Below are 19,415 nucleotides of genomic sequence, written 5' to 3'. Positions count from 1 at the left end.
GCCCGGGGGCTAGCCCCAGCACCAGGTCAGCAGCCCGATGAGCGGGTCCGGGATCGACTCGAGCTCGACGGCCTCGCCGAGGATCGTGCCGTAGCGGATCTTGCGTCCGGAGGCGGTGCCGAAGAAGCGGTGCAGCTGGTCGGCGACCTCCTCGCCGCGGTGCTCGGGCTGGTTCTGGAGCGTACGGAACTTGCCGCCCTCGCCGTTGGCCTCGAGGATCTCGACGATCCGCGCGGCTCCGATCGCCCGGATCATCTCGTCCTCGAGGTCGCGTCGGCAGGCGAAGAAGCCCTGCCCGGAGAGGTCCTCGCCGACCTGGCGGCCGAGCGCGTTGGTGACAAAGTGCTCCTCGGCCTCGTCGTAGAGCCCGCCGACTCGATGTCCCGCGGCCGTCGTCTCCCGGATGTACCGACCCGCGTTGCCGGCGCCGTTCATCGAGACGACCTCGATCCCGAGGTCTTCGAGGTCCACCCCGTAGCGCGGCGCCAGCGCCTCCACCAGAGCCTTGTCCGACTCCCCCTCGACAAGCAGCGTGATCGGTCGCGTCATGCCGCACACCTTAGAAGAAACGTACGTCGGCACGCCTGTTCCATATATGCAACCGGCCACCTTAGGGTTGCATATATGGAACAGCAGGTCGGCAGCCTCGTCGCCGAGTGCATCGAGCGCTCGGGGCTCAACGCACGCCAGGTGGCCGCGCGCGCCGGGGTGTCCGCCTCGACGGTCCACCGGATCCTCAACGACCAGGTCAGTCCATCGGTCGTCACGCTCGACAACATCGCGACCGCTTGTGGCGTCGGCCTCTCGATGAGCACCGCGCCGCTGGCGACCCCGGCGGCTGCCGCGGCGGCGCGAGCGATCCTCGACGATCGCTACCCGGCCGACGTGGCCACCGTCATCGACAGGTGGGCCGAACGGCTCGACACCTGGACCGACGGCGACCCCGTCCAGATCATCGAGGAGGCCGCGCGGGCCTCGGGCGTACTGCACCGGCCGGAAGCCGTCCGGTTCGCCGGCGAGGCCACCGTCGGGCGGCTCGCCTCCGCCGGAGACTCCTCCGGGCAGCGGTGGGCACTCTCCGGCGCGGCCGGACTCGAGCTGCCCGCGTTCGACGAAGCCGTCCCGCTGATCACCGTGCTGTGGTGCGAGGACCCGGACGCGATCCGGCCACTTCTCGCCGGCGGAGCCCTCCGTGCGGCGTCCGCCCCGCACCGATCCACCGTGGTCGTCGCCGCCGCCGAGCCCGACCTGTTCCTCGGCACGTTCGAGCGCGACCGGGTCGTCTACGCGGCTCCGATCCAGATCGCCATCGATGCCATCTCGGTCGGCGGCGACGCCGCGGCCCGCGCCCGCGAGGAGATCCGGACATGGTGACGAAGCAGCCCCGCTGGGCCCCCGACCCCGAGACGTACGCCGCCCGCAAACCGGCCGCCGACGACACCTACCGCCCGGTCGCGGACCGCGACGACCAGCTGCACGACACCGGCGTCTGGTGGACCGAGGTCGACACCGCCCGCGTCCTCCCGACCGACACCGAACGCGCCTGGCGTCGGCTCCGCGAGAGCCTGCCCGAGCTGGTCTGGAACGCCGCGAAGCTCGGGGGCAACGACTTCACCCTTTCCGAGGTTCGCACCCTCCTCGCCGGCGTCACGGTCGGTGACCACAGTGCTGAGGACGAGCTGCAGGTACTGGCCCTCAGCGAGGCCTACGGCGCGCTCCGCGACCTGATCGGCTACGGCAGGTTCCGAGTCGACAAATCGACGTCCGACCGCCTCAACCGGATCGTCGCCCGCCACGAGACGCTCGACGCGGGACGGTTCCGCGGTGAGGGCACCCTGCGCCGCAACGGCAGCGAGCTGCTCAGGGCCCGCTTCGCCGCGCTGCAGGATCGCCTCGCCGAGACCGGCGACCCGCGGCTGCAGGCGCTGATCTACTTCTGCTCCGCCACCCGGACCCGCTACTACGCAGGCGGCAACAAGCGCACCGCCCTGCTGATGATGACCGGCATCCTGATCTCGAACGGCTTCGACGCGATCGCCATCCCCCACGTCCGGCGCCTCGAGCTCGACCACGCCCTCGACACCCTCGTCGTGACCGACGACGCCACCGAGCTGATGTCGTTCCTCATCGACTGCGCCGCCTCGGAGGCCTGAGGACGTACGCCGATTCAGAGCCTGGTCCACCATCGAGCCGGATGCTTCGCGCGCCAAGCGGCGAATCGGTCTTGGGCCCGGTCGAAGCCGAGATAGATGAGTCCGACAACGACGCCGAATCCTGCCGCCATTCCCGCCCACTGGAGAACCTCACCGAACGAGTCCACCGGATTCACCCGCACCAGAACGTTTCCAGGCTCGCCCCCGACGCGGTAGACAGTGTAGATCTCACCGACGGCCGGGACCGAGCAACCTTCGATCTGTACGAAGGTCTCGTCCATCCCGTCCGGAGGATTCAGGGACCACCAGGTGATGGCGCGGTTGGGTCTGCCCCCGCCGATTCCCCGCATATGGCAGTTGTCAGTTCCTGGATGCGCACGCACCGCCACGACCTCAGCCCGTTCCTTCGTGTCACCCTGGACGTCGATCCATTCGCCTGCGGGGAGGAGAAGCATCAATCCTCCGATGACGACCGCGCCCCCGAGTGAATAACGCAGCCAGTCGGGCCACCCCTTCCACGCCTCAGGCATCGACCGGCGTGCCTCAGCTCTGCGAACCTGACGTACAACCCTTCGCGACGACCCGCCCTTCAACTTCCGTTGCCGCTTCTGTCGACGCCGATGCCGGGCATCACTCATCGTTCACGCACTCCCGGGGAAATCGGCCAAGGCCGTCAGACCTTAGTCCGGCGCGAAGCCGTCGATGATGAGATCCGCCAGATCCCGCGTCGTACGCACCAGCGCGGCGTTGCGCAGATCGCTGGCGGCGATCTTCGCCTCCGCCTCCTCCCGCGATCTCCCGCCGGCGAGGAACCGCTCGAGCAACCTCGGCACCAGGATCTCGTCGGGGACGTCGACGAACCAGGCCTCGTCCAGCAGGTCGCGTACGTCCTGCCAGGGCCCTTCGTCCAGGAGCAGGTAGTTGCCCTCGGTGATGACGATCGGCTCGCCGTCGATCACCACCCCGCCGGGGACGGGCTCGTCCGTGACCCGGCTGAAGGTCGGCCACTCGACCCGCCCTCGCCGCTCCCGCACCCGGCGCAGCGCGGCCACATACCCCTCGGCATCGAACGTGTCCGGCTCCCCCTTGCGCGCTCGCGCGCCCATCGAGTCCAGCTCCGCGTTGCTCCGGTGGAACCCGTCCATCGGCGCCACCACGGCAACCCGCCCGTCCTCATTGAGTACGTCCCGCAGCCGCTCCGCCAGCGTCGACTTCCCCGCCCCCGGCGGCCCGACGATCCCCAGGACCAACCTGTCGGTGACCTTGGCTCGGACCTGTCTTGCCAGGTCTGCGACGGCATCGTCGGGCAAGTCCACCGTCACCCCTCGAACGCGGCGTACCAATCACGAACGACCCGCGATACTTCGCCCTCTGGAACGGTACCCGCGAGATCGACGGCGGCGAGCAGCCCGATATGGCCATCGCCGATGATCGTTCGAAGGTGATCCAGACCGATTCGGATCGCTTGGCCGCTCTGCGCGTCTTCGAGGTGCCTGTCGAAGACCGCTCGCACAGCTGCGCCGTCGCTGGAGGCGAGCAGCCGCCAGACGTCGAGCCCATCCTTGGTCCGGACACGGTCCCGGCCGTTCGCATCCCGCTCCTGGATCCGCTCGCCGAGCTTGTATGCCTTGGCACAGAGCAGCCCGGCGTGACCCGCGACCCATACTTCTCGGACAGTGCCGTCGACATAGTTCTCGAGCGGCATCAACGAACGGTCGAGAACGACCAGTTCCAGACCGGGCGTGTGGCGAGTGGCCTGCCTTCCGTGTCGTTTGAGCGCTCGCGCCGACCGGCGGCCGCCGCCAGCGATCGAGGTCGGCACGAGTAGGTCCACCTCGCCGAGTGCGGTCCCGTCCGTGGCCATCCCCGTGCCCCACAGGCCAGGTTGGGCCTCGAACCTCCTCCGGGATGCGGGATCGCGCTCGCGCAGCTCGGCTTCGAGCTCGGCGAGCGTCCTGAACCCCGCGCCACGCATCAGGCTCTCGATCAGCGGCGAGTCCGAGACCAAGTCTGGAGTGAGTGCCAGATCTCCGTCCTTGGTCTCGCGAGCACGCAGGCCAACATCTCTGGTGCGTTCGTGAACGGCGTGAGCGCCCGCCAGCGTCACCGCGTCGCGATGGGCAGCCAGGGCGTCGATCGCGGCACAGAGGGCCGCCCGACTCTCGACGAGCAGTGCCTCCTGACCAGCGTAGACATTGGTCTTCGATCGGGGAGCGCTCAACACCCCGGCCAACGCCGGCCGGCGTACGTTGAAGCGTCCTTGCTCAGGCACTGGTGGCCTCCTCGTCGTCCGATGATGCGGTCATGGAGAAGAACAGTTCGTCCGCCTGCTCAGGCATGCGGTCGGTGCCGCCGTAGCAGTCGAGAACGACCTGCCACGGCGCGGCGTACCAAGCCCCATCGTCGTCCTGCCAACGCCCAGCCTCGCTGAAACCGTCGAATGGCATCAAGGTGATCGGCTCACCCCACTCCATCGGCGCCTTGTAGACGAGCCCGAGGGCATCGATCGCGCGCTTCACATCCTCGACATAGAAGAAGGGGTAAGCCTCAGTAGCGCTCGGCACCAGCCGGTTAGCCGCCCGATCCCCCGTGGCCGCCCACCCGAGACCCGTCGACTGGAGACCCTCCGACACGTCCCCCCAGGCGCGATCCTGACGCAACAGCACCAGGTCCGGACGCCAGGCCAGGGGCGCGCCGCGGCCGGCCCGGAACGCGAACGTCTGCAGGTCAGGGATGGTGACATCACCGGTCTGGTCGAGCTTCAACGTCCCCGTCAGGATCCACCGGTTGATCCAGTAGTCCACGTCCGGCGGCTCCTCACCGACCCCGAGCACCCAGCGTGCGGCGGCGACCGCGAGCGGGTCGGAGACCGGATCGAACCGCTCGTCGAGCCCGACAGCTTCGAGGAGCTTGAGAACGACGTCGTACGTCGGGTTCATCTTTCCCGACTCGACCCTGGTCACGGTCGACGGGGAGACGCCGGCCAGCGCCGCGACCTGGCGCGCGGACAGCGCGTTCATCAGGCGGGCGTTGCGGATCCGCTGCGCGAGCGTGACCTTCATGCCATCAAAGTACGCCTGGTGTTGCGGATCCGCAACACGGAATCACTCCGAGACTACGTCGAGCTCGACGACCGCCCACGACAACGGCGGCAGGTTCAGCCGCACGCTCCCGTCCTGGACACCGATGCCCTCCAGCGGCACGAGCCCCACAGCATCGGGCGCCGACTCCACGTTCGAGGTGTGCCTGTCGCCGCCCTCGGGGATGGTGAGGACCTCGGCACTGACCACACCAGACACCCCGAGCCCGCGCAGATCGACCGTCACGTCCGAGGCCTCGGAAAGCCCCCGGTTGGCGACGAAGAGCGCGACCCGACCCTCCTCCGACGACCAGGTCGCGGCGGCGTCGATGACGTCGACGTCGCCGAACTTCTCGGTGGCGAGCTGGTCGGCCGAGACGGCGAGCCGGAGGATCCGGCCGCGAGCGAGAGCGGCCATCCGGGCGAACGGCCAGAAGATCGTCTGCCGCCAGGCCGGTCCGCCCTCCTCCGAGCGGATCGGGGCGATCACGTTGACCAGCTGCGCCTGGTTGGCGATGCGTACGCGGTCGCCGTGGCGCAGCAGGCTGTTGAGCAAGGTCCCGACGACCACGGCATCCGTGACCGAGTAGGTGTCCTCGATCAGCCGCGGGTGCTCGCGCCACTCGTTCTTCACCTGGTGGGGCTGGTCGGCGGAGTCGAGCCCCTCGGCGTACCAGACGTTCCACTCGTCGAAGGAGATGTCGACCTGCTTGGTGTGCTTGCCGGCGGCCTTGACCGCGTCGATCGTGGCCACGACGCCGTCGATGAACGCGTCCATCCCGACGGCCTCGGCGAGGAACGAGGCGGCGTCGCCGGAGCGCTCCTGGTAGTACTCGTGCATCGAGATGTAGTCGATCTCGTCGTAGGCGTGGGTGAGCACGGTGTGCTCCCACGAACCGAAGGTCTCCATGTAGCGGTTCGAGGAGCCGACCGCGACCAGCTCGATCGAGTCGTCGACGAGCTTCATCGCCTTGGCCGTCTCCTGGGCCAGCCGACCGTACTCATGCGCTGTCTTGTGGCCGATCTGCCAGGGCCCGTCGAGCTCGTTGCCGAGGCACCACAGCTTGATGTCGAACGGATCCTCGGCTCCGTTCCTCCGTCGAAGATCGGACCAGTACGTCCCACCGGGATGGTTCGCGTACTCGACCAGCGCCCGCGCCTCCTCGACCCCACGCGTACCGAGGTTGATCGCCTCCATCACCTCGACGTCGGCCTCACGCGCCCAACCCATGAACTCGTGGAGCCCGAACGCGTTGGTCTCGATCGTGTGCCAGGCGCCGTCGATACGGCGCGGCCGATCCGCGAGAGGCCCGATCCCGTCCTCCCAGCGATAGCCGGAGACGAAGTTGCCGCCGGGATAGCGTACGACCGTCGGGCCCAGCTCGCGGACGAGCTCGAGCACGTCCTTGCGGTAGCCACGGTCGTCGGCCATCGGGTGGCCGGGTTCGTAGATGCCGGTGTAGACGCATCTCCCCATGTGCTCGACGAACGAGCCGAAGAGACGACGGGGTACGTCCGCGATCGTGAAGTCGCGGTCGATGGTGATACGTGCGCGGGTCATGGAGCTCCTTGGTCGATACGAACTGGCTACCGGCCACCGAAGCCGGTGGTCGCGACGCCCTTGACGATCTGCCGCTGGAAGAACAGGAAGACGACGATCAGCGGCAGCGCGGCGAGGACGGCCTGGGCCATCGTCTGTGCGTACTGGATCCCGTGGGCGTCGATGACCGTCTGCAGCCCGGTCGGCAGGGTCATCAACCTGGTGTCGTTGATGACGAGGAACGGCCACAGGAAGTTGTTCCAGGCGTTGATGAACACGAAGATCGCGACCGCCGCCATCACCGGGCGGGAGAGCGGAAGCACGATCGAGACGAACACCCGCAGCCGGCTCGCGCCGTCGACGCGGGCCGCGTCCTCGAGCTCGACGGGCACCCCGTCGAAGAACTGCTTGAGGATGAACACCATCGCCGGCGCCACGATCTGCGGGAGCATCAGCCCCCAGGGTGTATCGACCAGGTTGAAGGTGAGCATCTCGTAGAAGAGCGGGATGATCAGCACCTGCGGCGGGATGATGATCGCCGCCACGACGAGGGCGAAGAGCCAGCGGCGGCCCGGGAAGCGCAGCCGAGAGAAGGCGTACGCCGCCAGCGCGGAGATCGTGACCGTCAACAGCGTGATGACCAGCGAGGTCCACAGGCTGTTGAACGCCCAGATCCAGACGTTGCCGTTCTCGAGCATCGCCCGGAACGCCTCGGTCGTCAGGCCGTCGCCGCCGATCCAGCCCGTATCGGACGCGGCGTCGGTCTCGGTCTTGAACGCGGTGGCGATCGCCCACAGGAACGGCAGCAGCCAGCCGACGGCCATCACCGCCAGGACCACGAAGGCGACGATGCGCCCGACCCCGAACCGCTTCTCCCCTGGTCTCATGACAGGCTCCTTCTCCGGTTCAGGGCGGTCACCTGGAAGACGCCCACGATGACGACGAGTGCGAAGAAGACGTACGAGATGGCCGCCGAGTAGCCGAAGCGGTAGCCGACGAACCCGGACTCGTAGATGTACTGCACGATCGGCCGCGTCGTATCGGTCGAGATGCCGATGAGCATCTGGTACGCCTGGTCGAACAGCTTCAGCGAGGCCAGGATCTGCAGCATCACGATGAGCACCGTCGCCGGCCACAGCTGAGGCAAGGTGATCGAGGTGAGCCGGCGCCACGGCCCGGCGCCGTCGAGGGCGGCCGCCTCGTACAGCTGGTCGGGGATGTTCTGCAGCGCGGCCAGGTAGAGGAGGAAGTTGAACCCGACCGTCCACCACACCGTGGCGATGACGATCGCGTAGAGGTTGGTCGCGGGGTCCTGGAGCCACGCGACCGGCTCGATCCCGACCCTGCTCAGCAACGCGTTGGCCGCGCCGATGTCCGGGTTGAAGATCCACACCCAGATCTGCGAGATCACCGTGGAGGCGAGCAGGAACGGCATGAAGAACGACAGCCGCCACAGCCATTGCCCGGGTAGCCCGCGATGGACGAGCAGTGCCATCACGAGCGCGAGGATCACCAGCGGGACCGTCGAGACGATGGTGAACCAGACGGTCGTACGCAGCGCCCGCCACATCGTCGGGTCGGTCAGCGCCTCCTGGTAGTTGTCGAGCCCGACCCACGAGCCCCCTGCGCCCGTGAGTGACTGGTTGGTGAAGCTCAGGTAGAGGCCGTGGACCAGCGGCCAGACCAGGAAGAGCACGAACGCGATCAGGAACGGCGCCAGGAACGCCCAGCTCACCAGCTGTTCGCGGTCGGGGCCGGCGGTCGTGGTCGCACTCGGTCGGGTCGCCGTCTTGGCGAGCGGTGTCGCGGCGGTCGCGGTCATGGCTTCCACGTCCCATCGGGGTCGACCGGGTTCCGGGTCGTCAGCAGCCGGTCGACCCGGGCACGGAACGCGTCGATGGCGCCGGGCGCGTCCTTCCCCGACATCAGCGCCGGCTGGACGGCGTTCCCGAAGTTGGACTGGAAGTTGGAGGCCGACCCGGTGAACCAGGCCTCCGGGTCGTAGACGACCTGCTCGGCAACATCGGCGTAGTGCGACTGCGGCGTCAGCTTCGCGTAGTCCGGACTCTGGGTGACCGGGAGATAGGCGGGTACGTGGCCGGCGGTCGCCCAGTCGTAGGAACCCTTGAGGAGATCGGCGACGAACCGATAGGTCAGGTCGCGACGATGCTCGTCCGGATCGTTCTGATGCGGCAGGACGAAAGCGTGCGAGTCGGCGTACGTCGTCGGGGTCCCGAACAGCGTCGGGATCGCCGTCATGTCGAACGGAACCCCGGCCTCCTTGACCGAGCGGAGCTCCCAGACGCCGGTGAACAGCAAGCCGCTCCGGCCGGTCGCGAACTCAGCCAGCGCCGCGGCGTAGTCGTTGCGCTGGACAGCGAGCTTGCCGTCGAGGAGCGTCTGCATGAGCTGGAGCGACTCGATGGCGATGTCGTCGTCGATCTCGGCCTTGCCGCCCTCGGGGAAAGTCATCGCGGCGCCGTGCTGGGTGTAGAAGGTGTAGAAGATCCGGAACATCTGGGCACCGTCGCCGAGATAGCCGTACGACAGTGGTGGCGTGTCCTTGGTCTGACCACCCACCTGGCTGATGAGGTCGATGAACGCCTCGGGCGATTCCGTCGGGAGCAGCTTGCCGTCGCTGTCGAGGACGCCGGCCTTGTCGCAGATCTCGGGGTTGAACATCAGCACCGTCGGGTGTGCGTCGAGCGCGACGGCGAACAGCTTGTCGCCGCTCAGGCCCTTCTTCCAGATCTCCGCGGGGAAGTCGTCCTCACTCACCCCGAGCTCGGCCAGACGACCGACGTCCCAGGAGTCGAGGAGACCGCCGGGCGCGTAGCCGGGCATGCGCGAGGCGTGCATGATCGCGAGCTCGGGCGGGCGACCGCCGGTCGCCGCCATCGCGAGCTTCGTGTAGTAGGGCTCGCCCCAGACCAGGGTGGTGGTCTTGACGTCGTACGCGGCGCCCTGGGTCGCCTTGGTGACCATCTCGGCCATGGTGCCGCCGTCGCCGCCGCTGAGCGGGGTCCAGAACTGGATCTGGTCGGCCGCTCCGGTGGCGCCGGCCGCGCCGCAGGCGGAGAGCCCGCCGGAGAGGGCGGCCGCCCCGCCGATCGCGGCCGCCCCGCCGATCGCGGCCGCTCCGGTGAGCAGCCCGCGTCTGGAAAGCATCGTGGATCGACGTGCCATCGCGTCTCCTTGTCACAGAGGTGGGGTGTGACGTGCGTTACATCTCGAACTATTACATCGTTGTAATCGGCCTGGCAAGTGTCTCCTCGTCCCCGATTCGGTGGATCCCTGTCGACGCCGGCCGACCACGCCTCGATCACGAGTGCCAATGGAAGGATGAAGTCCCGAAGGCCACTCTCGCGATGAGCATGACGCTGCTCATCGGCGCCGGCATCGGCTACCTGCTGGGCATCCTCGTCGGCGCGTGGATCGCACGCGGCCGCCGGACCGCTCACTAGCTACCGCGTCGTACTCGCCCGGACGACCAGCTCGTGCGGGATCGCCACCGCGCGCGGAGGGGTCGTCCGGTCACCGATCCGCGCCAGCAGCAGATCGACCGCCGCCTCGGCGAACGCGCGCCGGTCCAGCGCGACGGTGGTCAGCGACGGGTTCATGAACCGGGCGTGCTCGACGTCGTCGAACCCGGTGACCAGGACGTCTCTCGGCACCTCGAGCCCGTGCTCCTGGAGCACGTGCATCGCGCCAAACGCGATCGAGTCGGTGAACGCCATGATCGCGTCGAAGGTTGTTCCCCGGTTCAGCAGCTCTTCCGCCGCCTCGGCCCCGCCCCTCATCGACCACTCCTCGGCGTTGATCTCGAGCCTCGCGTCAGGTTCGATGCCGTGCTCGCGGAGCGCGCGGTGGTAACCCTCGAGCCTCTGCGCGCTGGTAGCCGTGGCGTCGACAGCCCCCGTCGCCCCACCCAGGACCGCGATCCGCCGCGCACCCCGGTCCAGAAGATGAGCCGCCACCTCGTACCCGGCCTGCCGGCTGTCGATCAGCACCCGGTCGACCTTGTGCTGCTCGACCTCCCCGATCAGCACCACCGGCGGCAGATGGTCGTCGTGGACGATGATGCTGTCCTTGAGCCGGATCGGGTTGAGGATCAGCCCGTCGACCTGGTGCTCCCGCGCACGCGAGACAAGATCGTGCTCCCGCTGCGGCTCCGCGGCCGTCTCCTCGATCTGGACCGCCATCCCCCGCTCGTGCGCCGCCTGCACCACCCGATGCACCATGTCCGCCGAGAACGCCGTCGCCAGGTCCGGCAGCGCCAGCGCGATCACCCCCGACCGCCCGCCCCGCAGGCTCCGGGCACTCAGGTTCGGTACGAAGTCCAGCTCCTCCACCGCCGCCAGCACCCTCTCGCGGGTGTCAGGACGTACGAAGACCGTCTCGTTCATCACGTTCGACACGGTCTTAGGCGACACCCCCGCCAGCGCCGCGACATCCTTCACCGTCGCCCGGCGCGGCCCCCTGGTCATGGGGTCAGCGTATGCGAACGACGCACTACGTCATCGCCGGTCTGCGGTCGACGGACCTCATCTGCTCGATGCCCCGAAGTTATGCAAGTTCCGGCACAGTTAAAGATCGCATCGACGTATGGAAACCTAGAGACGTGAGTACCGAGTCATGGGCGTCCTCGCCGGAGCGACGACGGAACATGCAGGCAAACCGCTCGCGTGACACTGGACCAGAGCTCGCCGTCCGACGCATCTTGCATGCCGCTGGCTATCGCTACCGTGTCCACTTCCAACCCGAACCGACCCTACGCAGAAAGGCTGACATCGTCTTTACGCGTCAGCGCATCGCGATCTTCATTGACGGCTGCTTCTGGCATGGTTGCCCCGAGCATGGGCGCAAGGATTTTAACCATAACGTCGACTACTGGCCCTCGAAGATTGCGACAAACCGCGCCCGAGATGCAGAGACCACCGAGGTGCTCCAAGAGGCTGGATGGCAGGTTCTCCGATTCTGGGAACACGAGAGTCCTGCCAAGGTCTCAGCGCTCATTCGGCAGGCGCTCACCTCTTCTTCGATGTGACGGACTTCTTCGTCGAAGGCAATCGTGGCGCAGGCTCCACGACCGTCTCGCCAGGTCGTGCCAGGCGCCAACTCCTGCCTTCAAGTTCGACACTCCAGGAGTCACCTGGGGCCGCGGGCACAACCCGGAGGCTCACGACCTCGCCGCGGCTAGGCTGCTCGGCACCGAGCGCCATCGCGACGCGTCGATGGGGGTCATAGTCGCCCGGAATCAAGTAACCCTCCTCCCGCAACACCGTGCGAGCTCCGTGCCCGTTATCCCTGACACGCGCCATGTAGTCCGATTGCTGTGCAAGCGTCGCAATGGTGTTGCGGCCGATCCGAGTGTTGGTCACCCGCCGGAAGAGCTCGTTGACTCGCCCCTGGCCCTTACCCGGCGCTGAAAGTATCGCGTTAAGTGTCGTTACATCGATCCCGAGCAGAACGTTGGGCGGGAGGGGCGCATCCTTGTGGAGCCATGCGATTTGACCTTGGCCGCGGGGGTTGAGGTTCGTCTTGCCATCGCGATTCGTGGTAGTTCGCCGGTTCTCCTCCGACGCTCGAACAATTCCCAGGCTCCAGGTGCCCCGCTCATCGTTGGCCGTCGCGACCAGGAGCAGGTGTCCGAAGCACTCCGGCGGGAGCATCCATCCACCCCGCCGCTGCGAGTACTTGCAGTCGATGTCTTCCCCTGACACTCGATAGTCAAGGTGGTGGCCATCATCGATGACGTCGTCGAACGCGCGCCGGAGATTGATCTCAAGCAACGTCCCGAAATGCGTCTTCTCCGTTTTAAACAACTGGTCCCAGCGGAACCGCCCGGTGTGTTGCCCATCGTACAGTTGGTCGAATGTCTCGCGGAAGATCTGCGCAGCACGGTCGCCGCGTGGATCAGCCTCGAAGAAGGCCTTGTACACCACGTCCCGTTGCGGGTCAGGGTCAAGGCCAGTGAACACGAGTTCCGGAACAACTGCATCAGTCACGGACGCCACAGTAGCGGTGGGCACCGACATCCGGGACGGACTTTATCCGCAGCGCCCGAAATGGGTGACGTCAGTCAACCGGCACTTGCCCGGACCGTTCGTGACCTGCGTCCGCGCCGGGCCCCAGGGCCGCCCGAATCGCCTCGCCCATAGCCCGGGCCGCTGGAGGCGGGAAGGCGTTGCCCATGGTCTTGTACGCGTTGGTCTTCCGGAGAACCTCGTCGATCTTCCAGATGTCAGGGAAGCCCTGGACGCGAGCGGCCATGCGCACGTTCAATTTGAAGGGCCCATTTGGGTCGTGCTTCTTTGCGGGCGCTACTCCGTGGTTCGCGAGTCCGAGACCATCCACACCAAGGCGACGCCACTGGGCACGGGCTCGCGTCGGCCCAAGGTCTGCACCGCCATGTTTCTCTGACCCTCCGACAAGAGTGGGGCCAATCGTGGTTGCCACCTCAGTGGCCCAGTGGTCGGCCCCTTCCCAACCGTTGGCAGACACTAGATCTTTGAGAGTTTCCCCGACGCTGACCCTCGACCCCTCAGGAGTCACAGGTTCCGGCCAACGGAAGCGTTCGCGAGCTTCCTCGTCACGGAAGGCAACCAACACGGACCTTGGCCGCAGCTGGGGCACACCGAAGTCCGCCGCATAGATCATGTCCCAAACTGCGTCTTCGTACCCGAGGGCAGCTAGGGCCTCAAGGGTCTCGTTGCGCCATCCCTCGAACTTGGGATCCATCAGCCCACGCACGTTCTCGAACATGGCAGCGCGCGGCCTGACCTCATCGACCATCCGGATGGCCTCTGGCCAGAGGTTCCGCTCGTCAGAAGCACCAAGCTGCTTGCCGGCCTTCGACGCCGGAGTGCACGGGACGCCGCCAGCAACAAGGTCGATGTTCGCGTCGCGGTACAGGCGGAAGTCGACCTCCCGTACGTCCTTCTCGACGATGTTCCACTTTGGGCGATTGGCACGCAAGATCTGGACTGCAGGAGACCAGTACTCGACGAGCAACTCGTGCTCAAACCCAGCCTGCTCCAACCCAAGCGCCTGGCCCCCCGCACCGGCACAAATCTCGATGGAGGTCAGTGTCGAGGACGTCATGGCACGTAGCGTACGCGGTGCCGAACCTCTCTCCGAAAGGCGCGCCGTCGAACACCCGTTCCCGTGACCCAGGTCTCACTGAAGCGTCACAACGACGCTCTAGGTTGCTGCTTGGCGACGATTGGCACCGGGGTGGATCTCGGCGACAGCTTCGAGAGGAAAGGCCAGGTCAGGACGCGAAGAGATGTCTGGCGGAAACTCAGACTCCAACCAGGCCCTTAGTGCGGCAGGGGTACTTAAACCATGCCCTTTGAGAAGATCCACAATGTCTCGTCCACACACGATCGCTACAGGATGCTAATCTTCGCGAACTTCCCGGTAGGCCTGGGCATGGACGTACGAGGTCGTCACTAGGACGCCGAAGTTGCGATGGCGAAGTCGACTGATCAACCGACTGATGTCACGCACACCGACGGCAGTGGTTGGGCCGTAGCACTTCGCCTCCAGTGCAAAGTCGATCTTGATCTGGTCTGCAGGTGGCCCGATCTTGTACCGCCCCACTGCGTCGCGACCGCCATCGCGGGACGGCCGGGTCACTTCGAGTTCGTCGGTGGCAGGCGCCAGCATCCACCACAGGTGGGCAGCGCAGTACTCGAAGTCTGTAGGACGCTCAGCGAAGTGCCGATGCATGGTCGTCAGCAGCTCGATGTCCGAGCGGGACGATGGCAACTGCTGCTCTCTGGTTCGATGCTCGACCGAACGTGGAGCAAGGAGCGGATCTGGCATACCTGTGCGCACCCAGACTGACCAGGCTCTCGGAGCGTTCATGGTCATCGGGTTGCCGGCCCTGATGTCGTCGAGCCAGGCACGTGTGACTAACCGGGCATCGAGAACAGTGAACAACGACCTGTAGTTCTGGAAGCGCTCGTCGCCAGACGATCGCCAGATCGCCACAAGCTGCTCCTCCGGCGGAACGGTGGCCGCGCCAGGGACTAGGAGACCCCTATAGGCTACCCCGGCTCCTCGTCCTGCCTTGGAGAACAACAAGATCGGGGGCACACGCCGGCGTCGTTCCGCGGAGCCAGCGTCCCGGAACATGTCCCGGAGCGCCAAGTTTCCCTTGCGAGGGGTGTCGTGAAGTTCCCGTCCTGGCTTCTTGTTGTCCCCGTAGTACGTGAATGTACCTGCGCCGAGGTCCAAGCGATCCGGCCATTCAAGGTCAGCCATCGACGTGTAGAGGACAAGTGCACGAACAGTGCCTCGTGTCGGGCTTCCAAGGAACCTGAAGCCCCCGGCGTTACCGACCGGCAGGATCTTGGAGATTGGGTCATCTCCGCGGTTCCCAGCCACGCCCCCGGCGTACTTCCTGTCGATGACCAGGTCCGTCCGTGCAACCTCCGAGAACGGAACCTCTTCCATGCGGATCAGCTTTCCACAAAACGCTGGCAGGCGTCGTAGTCTGCATAACTCGCGATGCCCCCAGCATCGCAGGGGCGACCCGCCCGCCAGCCCAGTCGTCCGCAGTCTTGAGCGCACGTGGACCGGGCAGCGCAACGTCCACCTCCCGGTCAGCGTCATACCCATATCTGGGGACCGGGTCGGAGGGTTTCTGCAACGGAGACACTGACTCTTCACTAGAGTCCCCCCGTGCACATGGATGATCAGGCTGCCAAACCCGCTGACGCCGTCGACGACGTTGTCGACGAGAGTCTCGATGACGACGAGGGCTTGTTCCACATGCAGGAGTCGGCTCTCACATACTTCGGGGCTGACTTTGACGTTCGCGGACTGGTCCAGCGACTCAACGACGGGGACATCGTAATTCCCAGGTTTGACCCTGATGAGTCTGACGGCGCTTCTCTTGACGGATTCCAGCGCCGCCCCGTCTGGAACAAGACACGTATGGAGAAGTTTATCGAGTCACTCCTCCTTGGCTGGCCCGTGCCCAGCATTTTCATGGTCCTTGACTCCGACCAACGATATCTCGTACTCGACGGCCAACAGCGCTTGACTGCACTTCAGCGGTTCTACGATGGCTACTATCCCGATGGCAAGGAGTTCGCGCTCACCAATGTCGCCGAGCACCTCCAAGGAAGCACATACGAGACCCTCGGACCAGATAGCAAGCGACGCTTGAACAACACCTTTATCCAGGCAACTGTAATCGAGCCAAGTGGCGACGATGGACCCGAATCGGTCTATCGCCTGTTCGACCGACTAAATAGCGGCGGCGTATCCCTCACAGCGCAAGAGATACGCGTGGCGCTCTTCCTTGGGCCAGCCATCAACTGGGTGAGAGATCTTAACACCAATCAAGATTGGAGAAATCTCTACGGTCCCCCCAGTCAAAGATTGAAGGACCATGAACTGATCTTACGATCTCTCGCAATGGAGGAAGTCGTCTCTCGGGTAGGAGGGAGGTGGGATGACGACTCGGTCCGAATTTCGGCATACCGCCCACCCATGTCAGATTGCCTGAATTCTTTCCTTACGAGAAATCGAAGCCTGACGGGGTTAGATGTCGACTCTTTCACGAGAGCATTCAATGGCAGTTGTCATATCCTGTTTCAAGCAGCCAATAGAGATGCACTCCGACTTAACAATCGGATAAACGCCGCCCACGTCGACGCCGTGCTTTCATCGCTGATGTGGCTACATCTCAATGACCAGGTTCCTGATGCTTCCGACCTGGAGACATCACTGGCCGAATTGCGGAAAAATGAAAGGTATATCGAGTACGTGACACGAAGTACCTCCCATCGGGAGAGCGTGCTCGGACGTCTGAGGCTCGCACTCAACACTTTGGGCGGTCGTCAATGACAGCTCGCGCGGAAGCGCTCTCCTGCTGGCAACGACTCCAAGGTGAGTACGGCCGGTATCTTGAAACGATCCGCATTCTGCAAGCACAAAAAGGAGTCGGATTCCTCAAGGTCCAAGAAGATTTACGCCGTTATCTCTGCCTTCGCTGCGCTGGCTTCTTGGAGCAGGTGGTCTTCCTCGTTCTCGATGGGTATCTCACCCAGAAGACGAGCGGACCCACTCGAGATTTCGCTCGGAGCTACTTTAACCAGGCTCCCAACCTCAATGTGGATGCCTTTACCCGCCTCATTGCGCGATTCGGCTCAAATCACGTCGCTGAACTTGAGGTGTTTCTAACGACACCTCGACGGGACACCCTGGGAGACCTTCTCGGGATACGAAACGACGTCGCGCACGGTCGCGTTTTCAACGGACAACGACTCGCACCTGAGCGTTACCTAATTCTCTGCGAAGAGATCTACGACTGGCTCATAGATACTTTCCTCGGCGAGAGCGTCGAGGTGCTGGACGGCTCGGGTCGGAGTGTCGTCGCCTATGAGCGGACGAGCTGATTCCTGTATTCGTGCGGTCCAGACACATAGCCTGACAGCGACACACGGCTACGCATCCTGGCGAACACACCCAAGCGCGATCTCCACCCATTAGAGTCTACGCGTGCATGCTGACCTATCTCACGTGTTCCTCCGACAGGCATGGGCTCCCTCGAGCCGCGTTCGCGCTGATCACCTATTCGAGTTTACCAAGAGCGCTCTGGAAGTGTTAGGCCCAGAGGCCACGGCCTCAGTTCTGGTGACAGACAACCGCACCTTCGAAATCCATGCAGAGGAACTGGACGATTTGCGGCGCATCGCCAGCCCGCGAAACACTCGGGGAAACCTGGTAGCAGAAGTGGTAGTCAGCGCGCCTGCAGGAAGCGTGAAAATCGAACTAGGAACGCGGTCAGGCCTAGGACGGTTCTTCGCCAAGATTGCCGCCCGCCACGCCGATAAACGAATCACAGAAGAACTCTTTGAACTCGGATCGGATCTTACCACCAGACGCGCAGCAGCATCGGTTATTCGGATTGGCGCATTGTCGTTCTGCGCTCTCATTCTAACTCTACAGTTCGCAAACTTGATGTTGACAGAAAAAGGCGACGTAGACTCGCCAGAGACGGCAAGATTGCAGGTCTACTTCATGGTCAACACGGTTCTCACGTGGCTCTTGGCCAGAGGAGCGTTGAGTCGAATTACCATGCCCGCAATCCTTAGACCTCCCATCAGCAGATGGGATCCGTCGACCATCACGGTTAATCGGGCGACGGTTGTTGGTGTCGTGATCGCGATTCTAGCTCTGTTGGTGTCGGTTGCCGCGTTGATTCCCGCGTACGTCGCGCTCCTCCAAAATTGACGGTTCGACGAGCCCATTCATAGCCGCCTGTGGAACAGCGCCTTTCCAGACACCGGCACGGCGATGCGGCTCGCAGGTATTCAGGGGCCTTCGGTCGGCATCGGCGGCTCGGCGGTCCATGCCGCCAGGATTTCGTCCTCGGTCATTCCGGGTTGGACAACGGCCGCCACCCACATCACTGGGTCCAAGAGGACAACGCGCTTGTCTTTGTCCGGGACAGCCGCACGAATCCACTGAGCCACCCGCAGGACCTGCGATTCGTTGCCATCAGACCAGACCGAATCGAGCGCACGCGCGTGGAAGATTTGGAAGTGATGTGTGTCCCCGGGGTCCTGGACTCGAAGAGTGACATCGACGGGATCATCTGGATCTTCACTGGTCCAGACGACCTCGGCTCCCGGCCACCGCGAGAAGGCGGCCTCGACGAAGGCGTCGGTCTCCAACGCGAGGCTGCCTTCGCCATCGGGGGTGTATATCAAGGGGTTGTTGGACATCAGTCAGACTCCAGTCTGATTTCGACGTCGGCGTTGGGGCCGAGGTGCTCTTGGGCAAGTTTGCCCCAATACTCACCGGCTGCAGCGGTGGACACCGTGATACGGAGGCGATCGATGGGGTTCGATGGGTCGTTCATGACTCGTCCGTAGCGGATCATCTCTGACTTGAACTCGCGCTCGATCTTCTCCTTCATGAACGCTGGGATCCGACCTTCGTTGACGGCGTTCGAGGCACCAGGGCGGTTGACATACTTCGCCTCGATGGTGACGACCTTGTCGGGGTCCTCGACGAGGCCGTCTGCGTTGATCTCCGAACCGCCACCGCGAAGCACGACGTTGTTCGGTCCCGCGTGCTTCCGCTGGAAGTCGTAGGCAGGTCCTTCTCTATTCTCTGGCTTCACGTTGGACGGATCGGAAATTAGCCGAACGACCCACTGATGCCGTTTGTCGGCCGGCCAGGCGCTCGCATAGCCGCCGGGGTAGCGCAGATCAGGCTTCGCTTTCTCAGGGCCAAGCTGCCGAGCAGGCGCATCTTTCGCCCCTAGCACGAGGCCGGGCACGAAAGATGCGTCCGATGCCCCAGGAAGCGGAAGCAGATCAGGTCTTTCGCTCTCAGGGAGGACGTATCCGTAGGTGGCGCGCGCAGGCCGGTCAGAGTAGCCGGGGATGAAAGCAGCTTGGTGTGCTGAAGCCACGCCCGAGATGGCCGCGGGAGGACGTGCTGTCGCTGCGACTCCGTCCTGGGCGCCCTGGCGAATCGCGAGTCGTTGGTGCATGGCTCTGCGGAAGTGTTCTAGACCGGGGATCCCGTAGGCGGCGGGGCGGGTGAGGCGCCAGGCCAGCACGGTCAGCACCCCGATCAGCCCCAGCTGGAGCACGAACCACATCTTCGAGGT

At 64.9% G+C, this 19,415-nt stretch carries 21 protein-coding genes; 6 read left to right on the top strand and 15 right to left on the bottom strand.

Annotation, left to right across the window (positions count from 1 at the left end; translation table 11 throughout):
- Window positions 1-9: 9 nt before the first annotated feature.
- Window positions 10-549: a TOPRIM nucleotidyl transferase/hydrolase domain-containing protein gene (locus tag ACIRON_RS29015; protein WP_402998328.1), complete on the bottom strand. Its 540-nt coding sequence runs from the start codon at window positions 547-549 to the stop codon at window positions 10-12.
- A 75-nt stretch (window positions 550-624) separates the two neighbouring features.
- Between ACIRON_RS29015 and ACIRON_RS29010 the strand changes: the two genes are divergently transcribed.
- Together ACIRON_RS29010 and ACIRON_RS29005 are read left to right on the top strand one after the other, a co-directional pair.
- Window positions 625-1,374, top strand: a complete 750-nt coding sequence (locus ACIRON_RS29010; RefSeq protein WP_402998326.1) for a helix-turn-helix domain-containing protein — start codon at window positions 625-627, stop codon at window positions 1,372-1,374.
- Window positions 1,368-2,153 (top strand): hypothetical protein, encoded by a 786-nt coding sequence (locus ACIRON_RS29005; RefSeq protein WP_402998323.1) that lies wholly within the window; start codon window positions 1,368-1,370, stop codon window positions 2,151-2,153. The genes ACIRON_RS29010 and ACIRON_RS29005 overlap by 7 nt, the downstream gene beginning before the upstream one ends.
- Window positions 2,154-2,167: 14 nt before the next feature.
- Here the strand turns inward: ACIRON_RS29005 and ACIRON_RS29000 are convergent, their stop codons facing one another.
- The 9 genes from ACIRON_RS29000 to ACIRON_RS28960 form a co-directional block, all read right to left on the bottom strand.
- The gene (locus ACIRON_RS29000; protein ID WP_402998320.1) at window positions 2,168-2,608 is read right to left on the bottom strand and encodes a hypothetical protein; all 441 of its coding nucleotides are present in this window, start codon (window positions 2,606-2,608) and stop codon (window positions 2,168-2,170) included.
- Between the two features lie 225 nt (window positions 2,609-2,833).
- Window positions 2,834-3,469 carry a nucleoside/nucleotide kinase family protein gene (locus ACIRON_RS28995; RefSeq protein WP_402998317.1) on the bottom strand — a complete coding sequence of 212 codons (636 nt, stop codon included), beginning with the start codon at window positions 3,467-3,469 and terminating at the stop codon, window positions 2,834-2,836.
- Window positions 3,470-3,471: 2 nt separating this feature from the next.
- Window positions 3,472-4,425, bottom strand: a complete 954-nt coding sequence (locus ACIRON_RS28990) for a hypothetical protein (protein ID WP_402998315.1) — start codon at window positions 4,423-4,425, stop codon at window positions 3,472-3,474.
- Complete coding sequence (locus tag ACIRON_RS28985) at window positions 4,418-5,215, bottom strand: helix-turn-helix domain-containing protein (RefSeq protein ID WP_402998313.1); 798 nt, start codon at window positions 5,213-5,215, stop codon at window positions 4,418-4,420. Before ACIRON_RS28985 ends, ACIRON_RS28990 begins: the two co-directional genes overlap by 8 nt.
- Window positions 5,216-5,257: 42 nt before the next feature.
- Window positions 5,258-6,793 carry an alpha-N-arabinofuranosidase gene (locus ACIRON_RS28980; RefSeq protein WP_402998310.1) on the bottom strand — a complete coding sequence of 512 codons (1,536 nt, stop codon included), beginning with the start codon at window positions 6,791-6,793 and terminating at the stop codon, window positions 5,258-5,260.
- A 26-nt stretch (window positions 6,794-6,819) separates the two neighbouring features.
- Window positions 6,820-7,659, bottom strand: a complete 840-nt coding sequence (locus ACIRON_RS28975) for a carbohydrate ABC transporter permease (protein ID WP_402998308.1) — start codon at window positions 7,657-7,659, stop codon at window positions 6,820-6,822.
- Window positions 7,656-8,594, bottom strand: coding sequence for a carbohydrate ABC transporter permease (locus ACIRON_RS28970; protein ID WP_402998305.1), 939 nt, complete (start codon window positions 8,592-8,594; stop codon window positions 7,656-7,658). Before ACIRON_RS28970 ends, ACIRON_RS28975 begins: the two co-directional genes overlap by 4 nt.
- Complete coding sequence (locus ACIRON_RS28965; protein WP_402998302.1) at window positions 8,591-9,958, bottom strand: extracellular solute-binding protein; 1,368 nt, start codon at window positions 9,956-9,958, stop codon at window positions 8,591-8,593. The genes ACIRON_RS28970 and ACIRON_RS28965 overlap by 4 nt, the downstream gene beginning before the upstream one ends.
- 278 nt (window positions 9,959-10,236) lie before the next feature.
- Window positions 10,237-11,259 (bottom strand): LacI family DNA-binding transcriptional regulator, encoded by a 1,023-nt coding sequence (locus ACIRON_RS28960; RefSeq protein WP_402998300.1) that lies wholly within the window; start codon window positions 11,257-11,259, stop codon window positions 10,237-10,239.
- Between the two features lie 11 nt (window positions 11,260-11,270).
- Between ACIRON_RS28960 and ACIRON_RS28955 the strand changes: the two genes are divergently transcribed.
- Window positions 11,271-11,819, top strand: coding sequence for a very short patch repair endonuclease (locus tag ACIRON_RS28955; protein ID WP_402998297.1), 549 nt, complete (start codon window positions 11,271-11,273; stop codon window positions 11,817-11,819).
- Here the strand turns inward: ACIRON_RS28955 and ACIRON_RS28950 are convergent.
- The 3 genes from ACIRON_RS28950 to ACIRON_RS28940 form a co-directional block, all read right to left on the bottom strand.
- Entirely contained in the window at window positions 11,800-12,780 is a 981-nt protein-coding gene (locus ACIRON_RS28950) for a NaeI family type II restriction endonuclease (protein ID WP_402998296.1), read from the bottom strand. The genes ACIRON_RS28955 and ACIRON_RS28950 overlap by 20 nt on opposite strands.
- A gap of 70 nt (window positions 12,781-12,850) precedes the next feature.
- Entirely contained in the window at window positions 12,851-13,876 is a 1,026-nt protein-coding gene (locus ACIRON_RS28945; protein ID WP_402998293.1) for a DNA cytosine methyltransferase, read from the bottom strand.
- Window positions 13,877-14,173: 297 nt separating this feature from the next.
- The gene (locus ACIRON_RS28940; RefSeq protein WP_402998291.1) at window positions 14,174-15,235 is read right to left on the bottom strand and encodes a restriction endonuclease; all 1,062 of its coding nucleotides are present in this window, start codon (window positions 15,233-15,235) and stop codon (window positions 14,174-14,176) included.
- Between the two features lie 234 nt (window positions 15,236-15,469).
- Here ACIRON_RS28940 and ACIRON_RS28935 point away from each other — a divergent pair, with 234 nt between their 5' ends.
- The 3 genes from ACIRON_RS28935 (at window position 15,470) to ACIRON_RS28925 (ending at window position 18,025) form a co-directional block, all read left to right on the top strand.
- Window positions 15,470-16,636 (top strand): DUF262 domain-containing protein, encoded by a 1,167-nt coding sequence (locus ACIRON_RS28935; protein WP_402998479.1) that lies wholly within the window; start codon window positions 15,470-15,472, stop codon window positions 16,634-16,636.
- Complete coding sequence (locus tag ACIRON_RS28930; protein WP_402998288.1) at window positions 16,633-17,187, top strand: hypothetical protein; 555 nt, start codon at window positions 16,633-16,635, stop codon at window positions 17,185-17,187. The genes ACIRON_RS28935 and ACIRON_RS28930 overlap by 4 nt, the downstream gene beginning before the upstream one ends.
- A 238-nt stretch (window positions 17,188-17,425) precedes the next feature.
- Window positions 17,426-18,025: a hypothetical protein gene (locus tag ACIRON_RS28925; RefSeq protein WP_402998285.1), complete on the top strand. Its 600-nt coding sequence runs from the start codon at window positions 17,426-17,428 to the stop codon at window positions 18,023-18,025.
- An 80-nt stretch (window positions 18,026-18,105) separates the two neighbouring features.
- Here the strand turns inward: ACIRON_RS28925 and ACIRON_RS28920 are convergent, their stop codons facing one another.
- Together ACIRON_RS28920 and ACIRON_RS28915 are read right to left on the bottom strand one after the other, a co-directional pair.
- Window positions 18,106-18,519: a hypothetical protein gene (locus ACIRON_RS28920; RefSeq protein WP_402998283.1), complete on the bottom strand. Its 414-nt coding sequence runs from the start codon at window positions 18,517-18,519 to the stop codon at window positions 18,106-18,108.
- Window positions 18,519-19,415, bottom strand: an 897-nt coding sequence (locus ACIRON_RS28915; protein WP_402998280.1) for a restriction endonuclease fold toxin-2 domain-containing protein, incomplete at its 5' end; no start/stop codon positions are given. The genes ACIRON_RS28920 and ACIRON_RS28915, both read right to left, overlap by 1 nt.

The sequence above is a fragment of the Nocardioides sp. NPDC101246 genome (genome assembly GCF_044767415.1).
GTDB lineage: Bacteria > Actinomycetota > Actinomycetes > Propionibacteriales > Nocardioidaceae > Nocardioides.
Note: the sequence above shows the minus strand (reverse complement) of the source record. Positions and strands in the feature narration are given on the sequence as shown.

Excerpts from the sequence above, each read along its gene's own strand:
- ACIRON_RS28960 (WP_402998300.1), bottom strand. The coding sequence starts at position 11,259 with ATGACCAGGGGGCCGCGCCGGGCGACGGTGAAGGATGTCGCGGCGCTG.
- ACIRON_RS28980 (WP_402998310.1), bottom strand. The coding sequence starts at position 6,793 with ATGACCCGCGCACGTATCACCATCGACCGCGACTTCACGATCGCGGAC.
- ACIRON_RS28965 (WP_402998302.1), bottom strand. The coding sequence starts at position 9,958 with ATGGCACGTCGATCCACGATGCTTTCCAGACGCGGGCTGCTCACCGGA.
- ACIRON_RS28975 (WP_402998308.1), bottom strand. The coding sequence starts at position 7,659 with ATGAGACCAGGGGAGAAGCGGTTCGGGGTCGGGCGCATCGTCGCCTTC.
- ACIRON_RS29000 (WP_402998320.1), bottom strand. The coding sequence starts at position 2,608 with ATGCTTCTCCTCCCCGCAGGCGAATGGATCGACGTCCAGGGTGACACG.
- ACIRON_RS28970 (WP_402998305.1), bottom strand. The coding sequence starts at position 8,594 with ATGACCGCGACCGCCGCGACACCGCTCGCCAAGACGGCGACCCGACCG.
- ACIRON_RS29015 (WP_402998328.1), bottom strand. The coding sequence starts at position 549 with ATGACGCGACCGATCACGCTGCTTGTCGAGGGGGAGTCGGACAAGGCT.
- ACIRON_RS28935 (WP_402998479.1), top strand. The coding sequence starts at position 15,470 with ATGGATGATCAGGCTGCCAAACCCGCTGACGCCGTCGACGACGTTGTC.
- ACIRON_RS28920 (WP_402998283.1), bottom strand. The coding sequence starts at position 18,519 with ATGTCCAACAACCCCTTGATATACACCCCCGATGGCGAAGGCAGCCTC.
- ACIRON_RS28955 (WP_402998297.1), top strand. The coding sequence starts at position 11,271 with ATGCGAACGACGCACTACGTCATCGCCGGTCTGCGGTCGACGGACCTC.
- ACIRON_RS28930 (WP_402998288.1), top strand. The coding sequence starts at position 16,633 with ATGACAGCTCGCGCGGAAGCGCTCTCCTGCTGGCAACGACTCCAAGGT.
- ACIRON_RS28940 (WP_402998291.1), bottom strand. The coding sequence starts at position 15,235 with ATGGAAGAGGTTCCGTTCTCGGAGGTTGCACGGACGGACCTGGTCATC.
- ACIRON_RS29010 (WP_402998326.1), top strand. The coding sequence starts at position 625 with ATGGAACAGCAGGTCGGCAGCCTCGTCGCCGAGTGCATCGAGCGCTCG.
- ACIRON_RS28945 (WP_402998293.1), bottom strand. The coding sequence starts at position 13,876 with ATGACGTCCTCGACACTGACCTCCATCGAGATTTGTGCCGGTGCGGGG.
- ACIRON_RS28985 (WP_402998313.1), bottom strand. The coding sequence starts at position 5,215 with ATGAAGGTCACGCTCGCGCAGCGGATCCGCAACGCCCGCCTGATGAAC.
- ACIRON_RS29005 (WP_402998323.1), top strand. The coding sequence starts at position 1,368 with ATGGTGACGAAGCAGCCCCGCTGGGCCCCCGACCCCGAGACGTACGCC.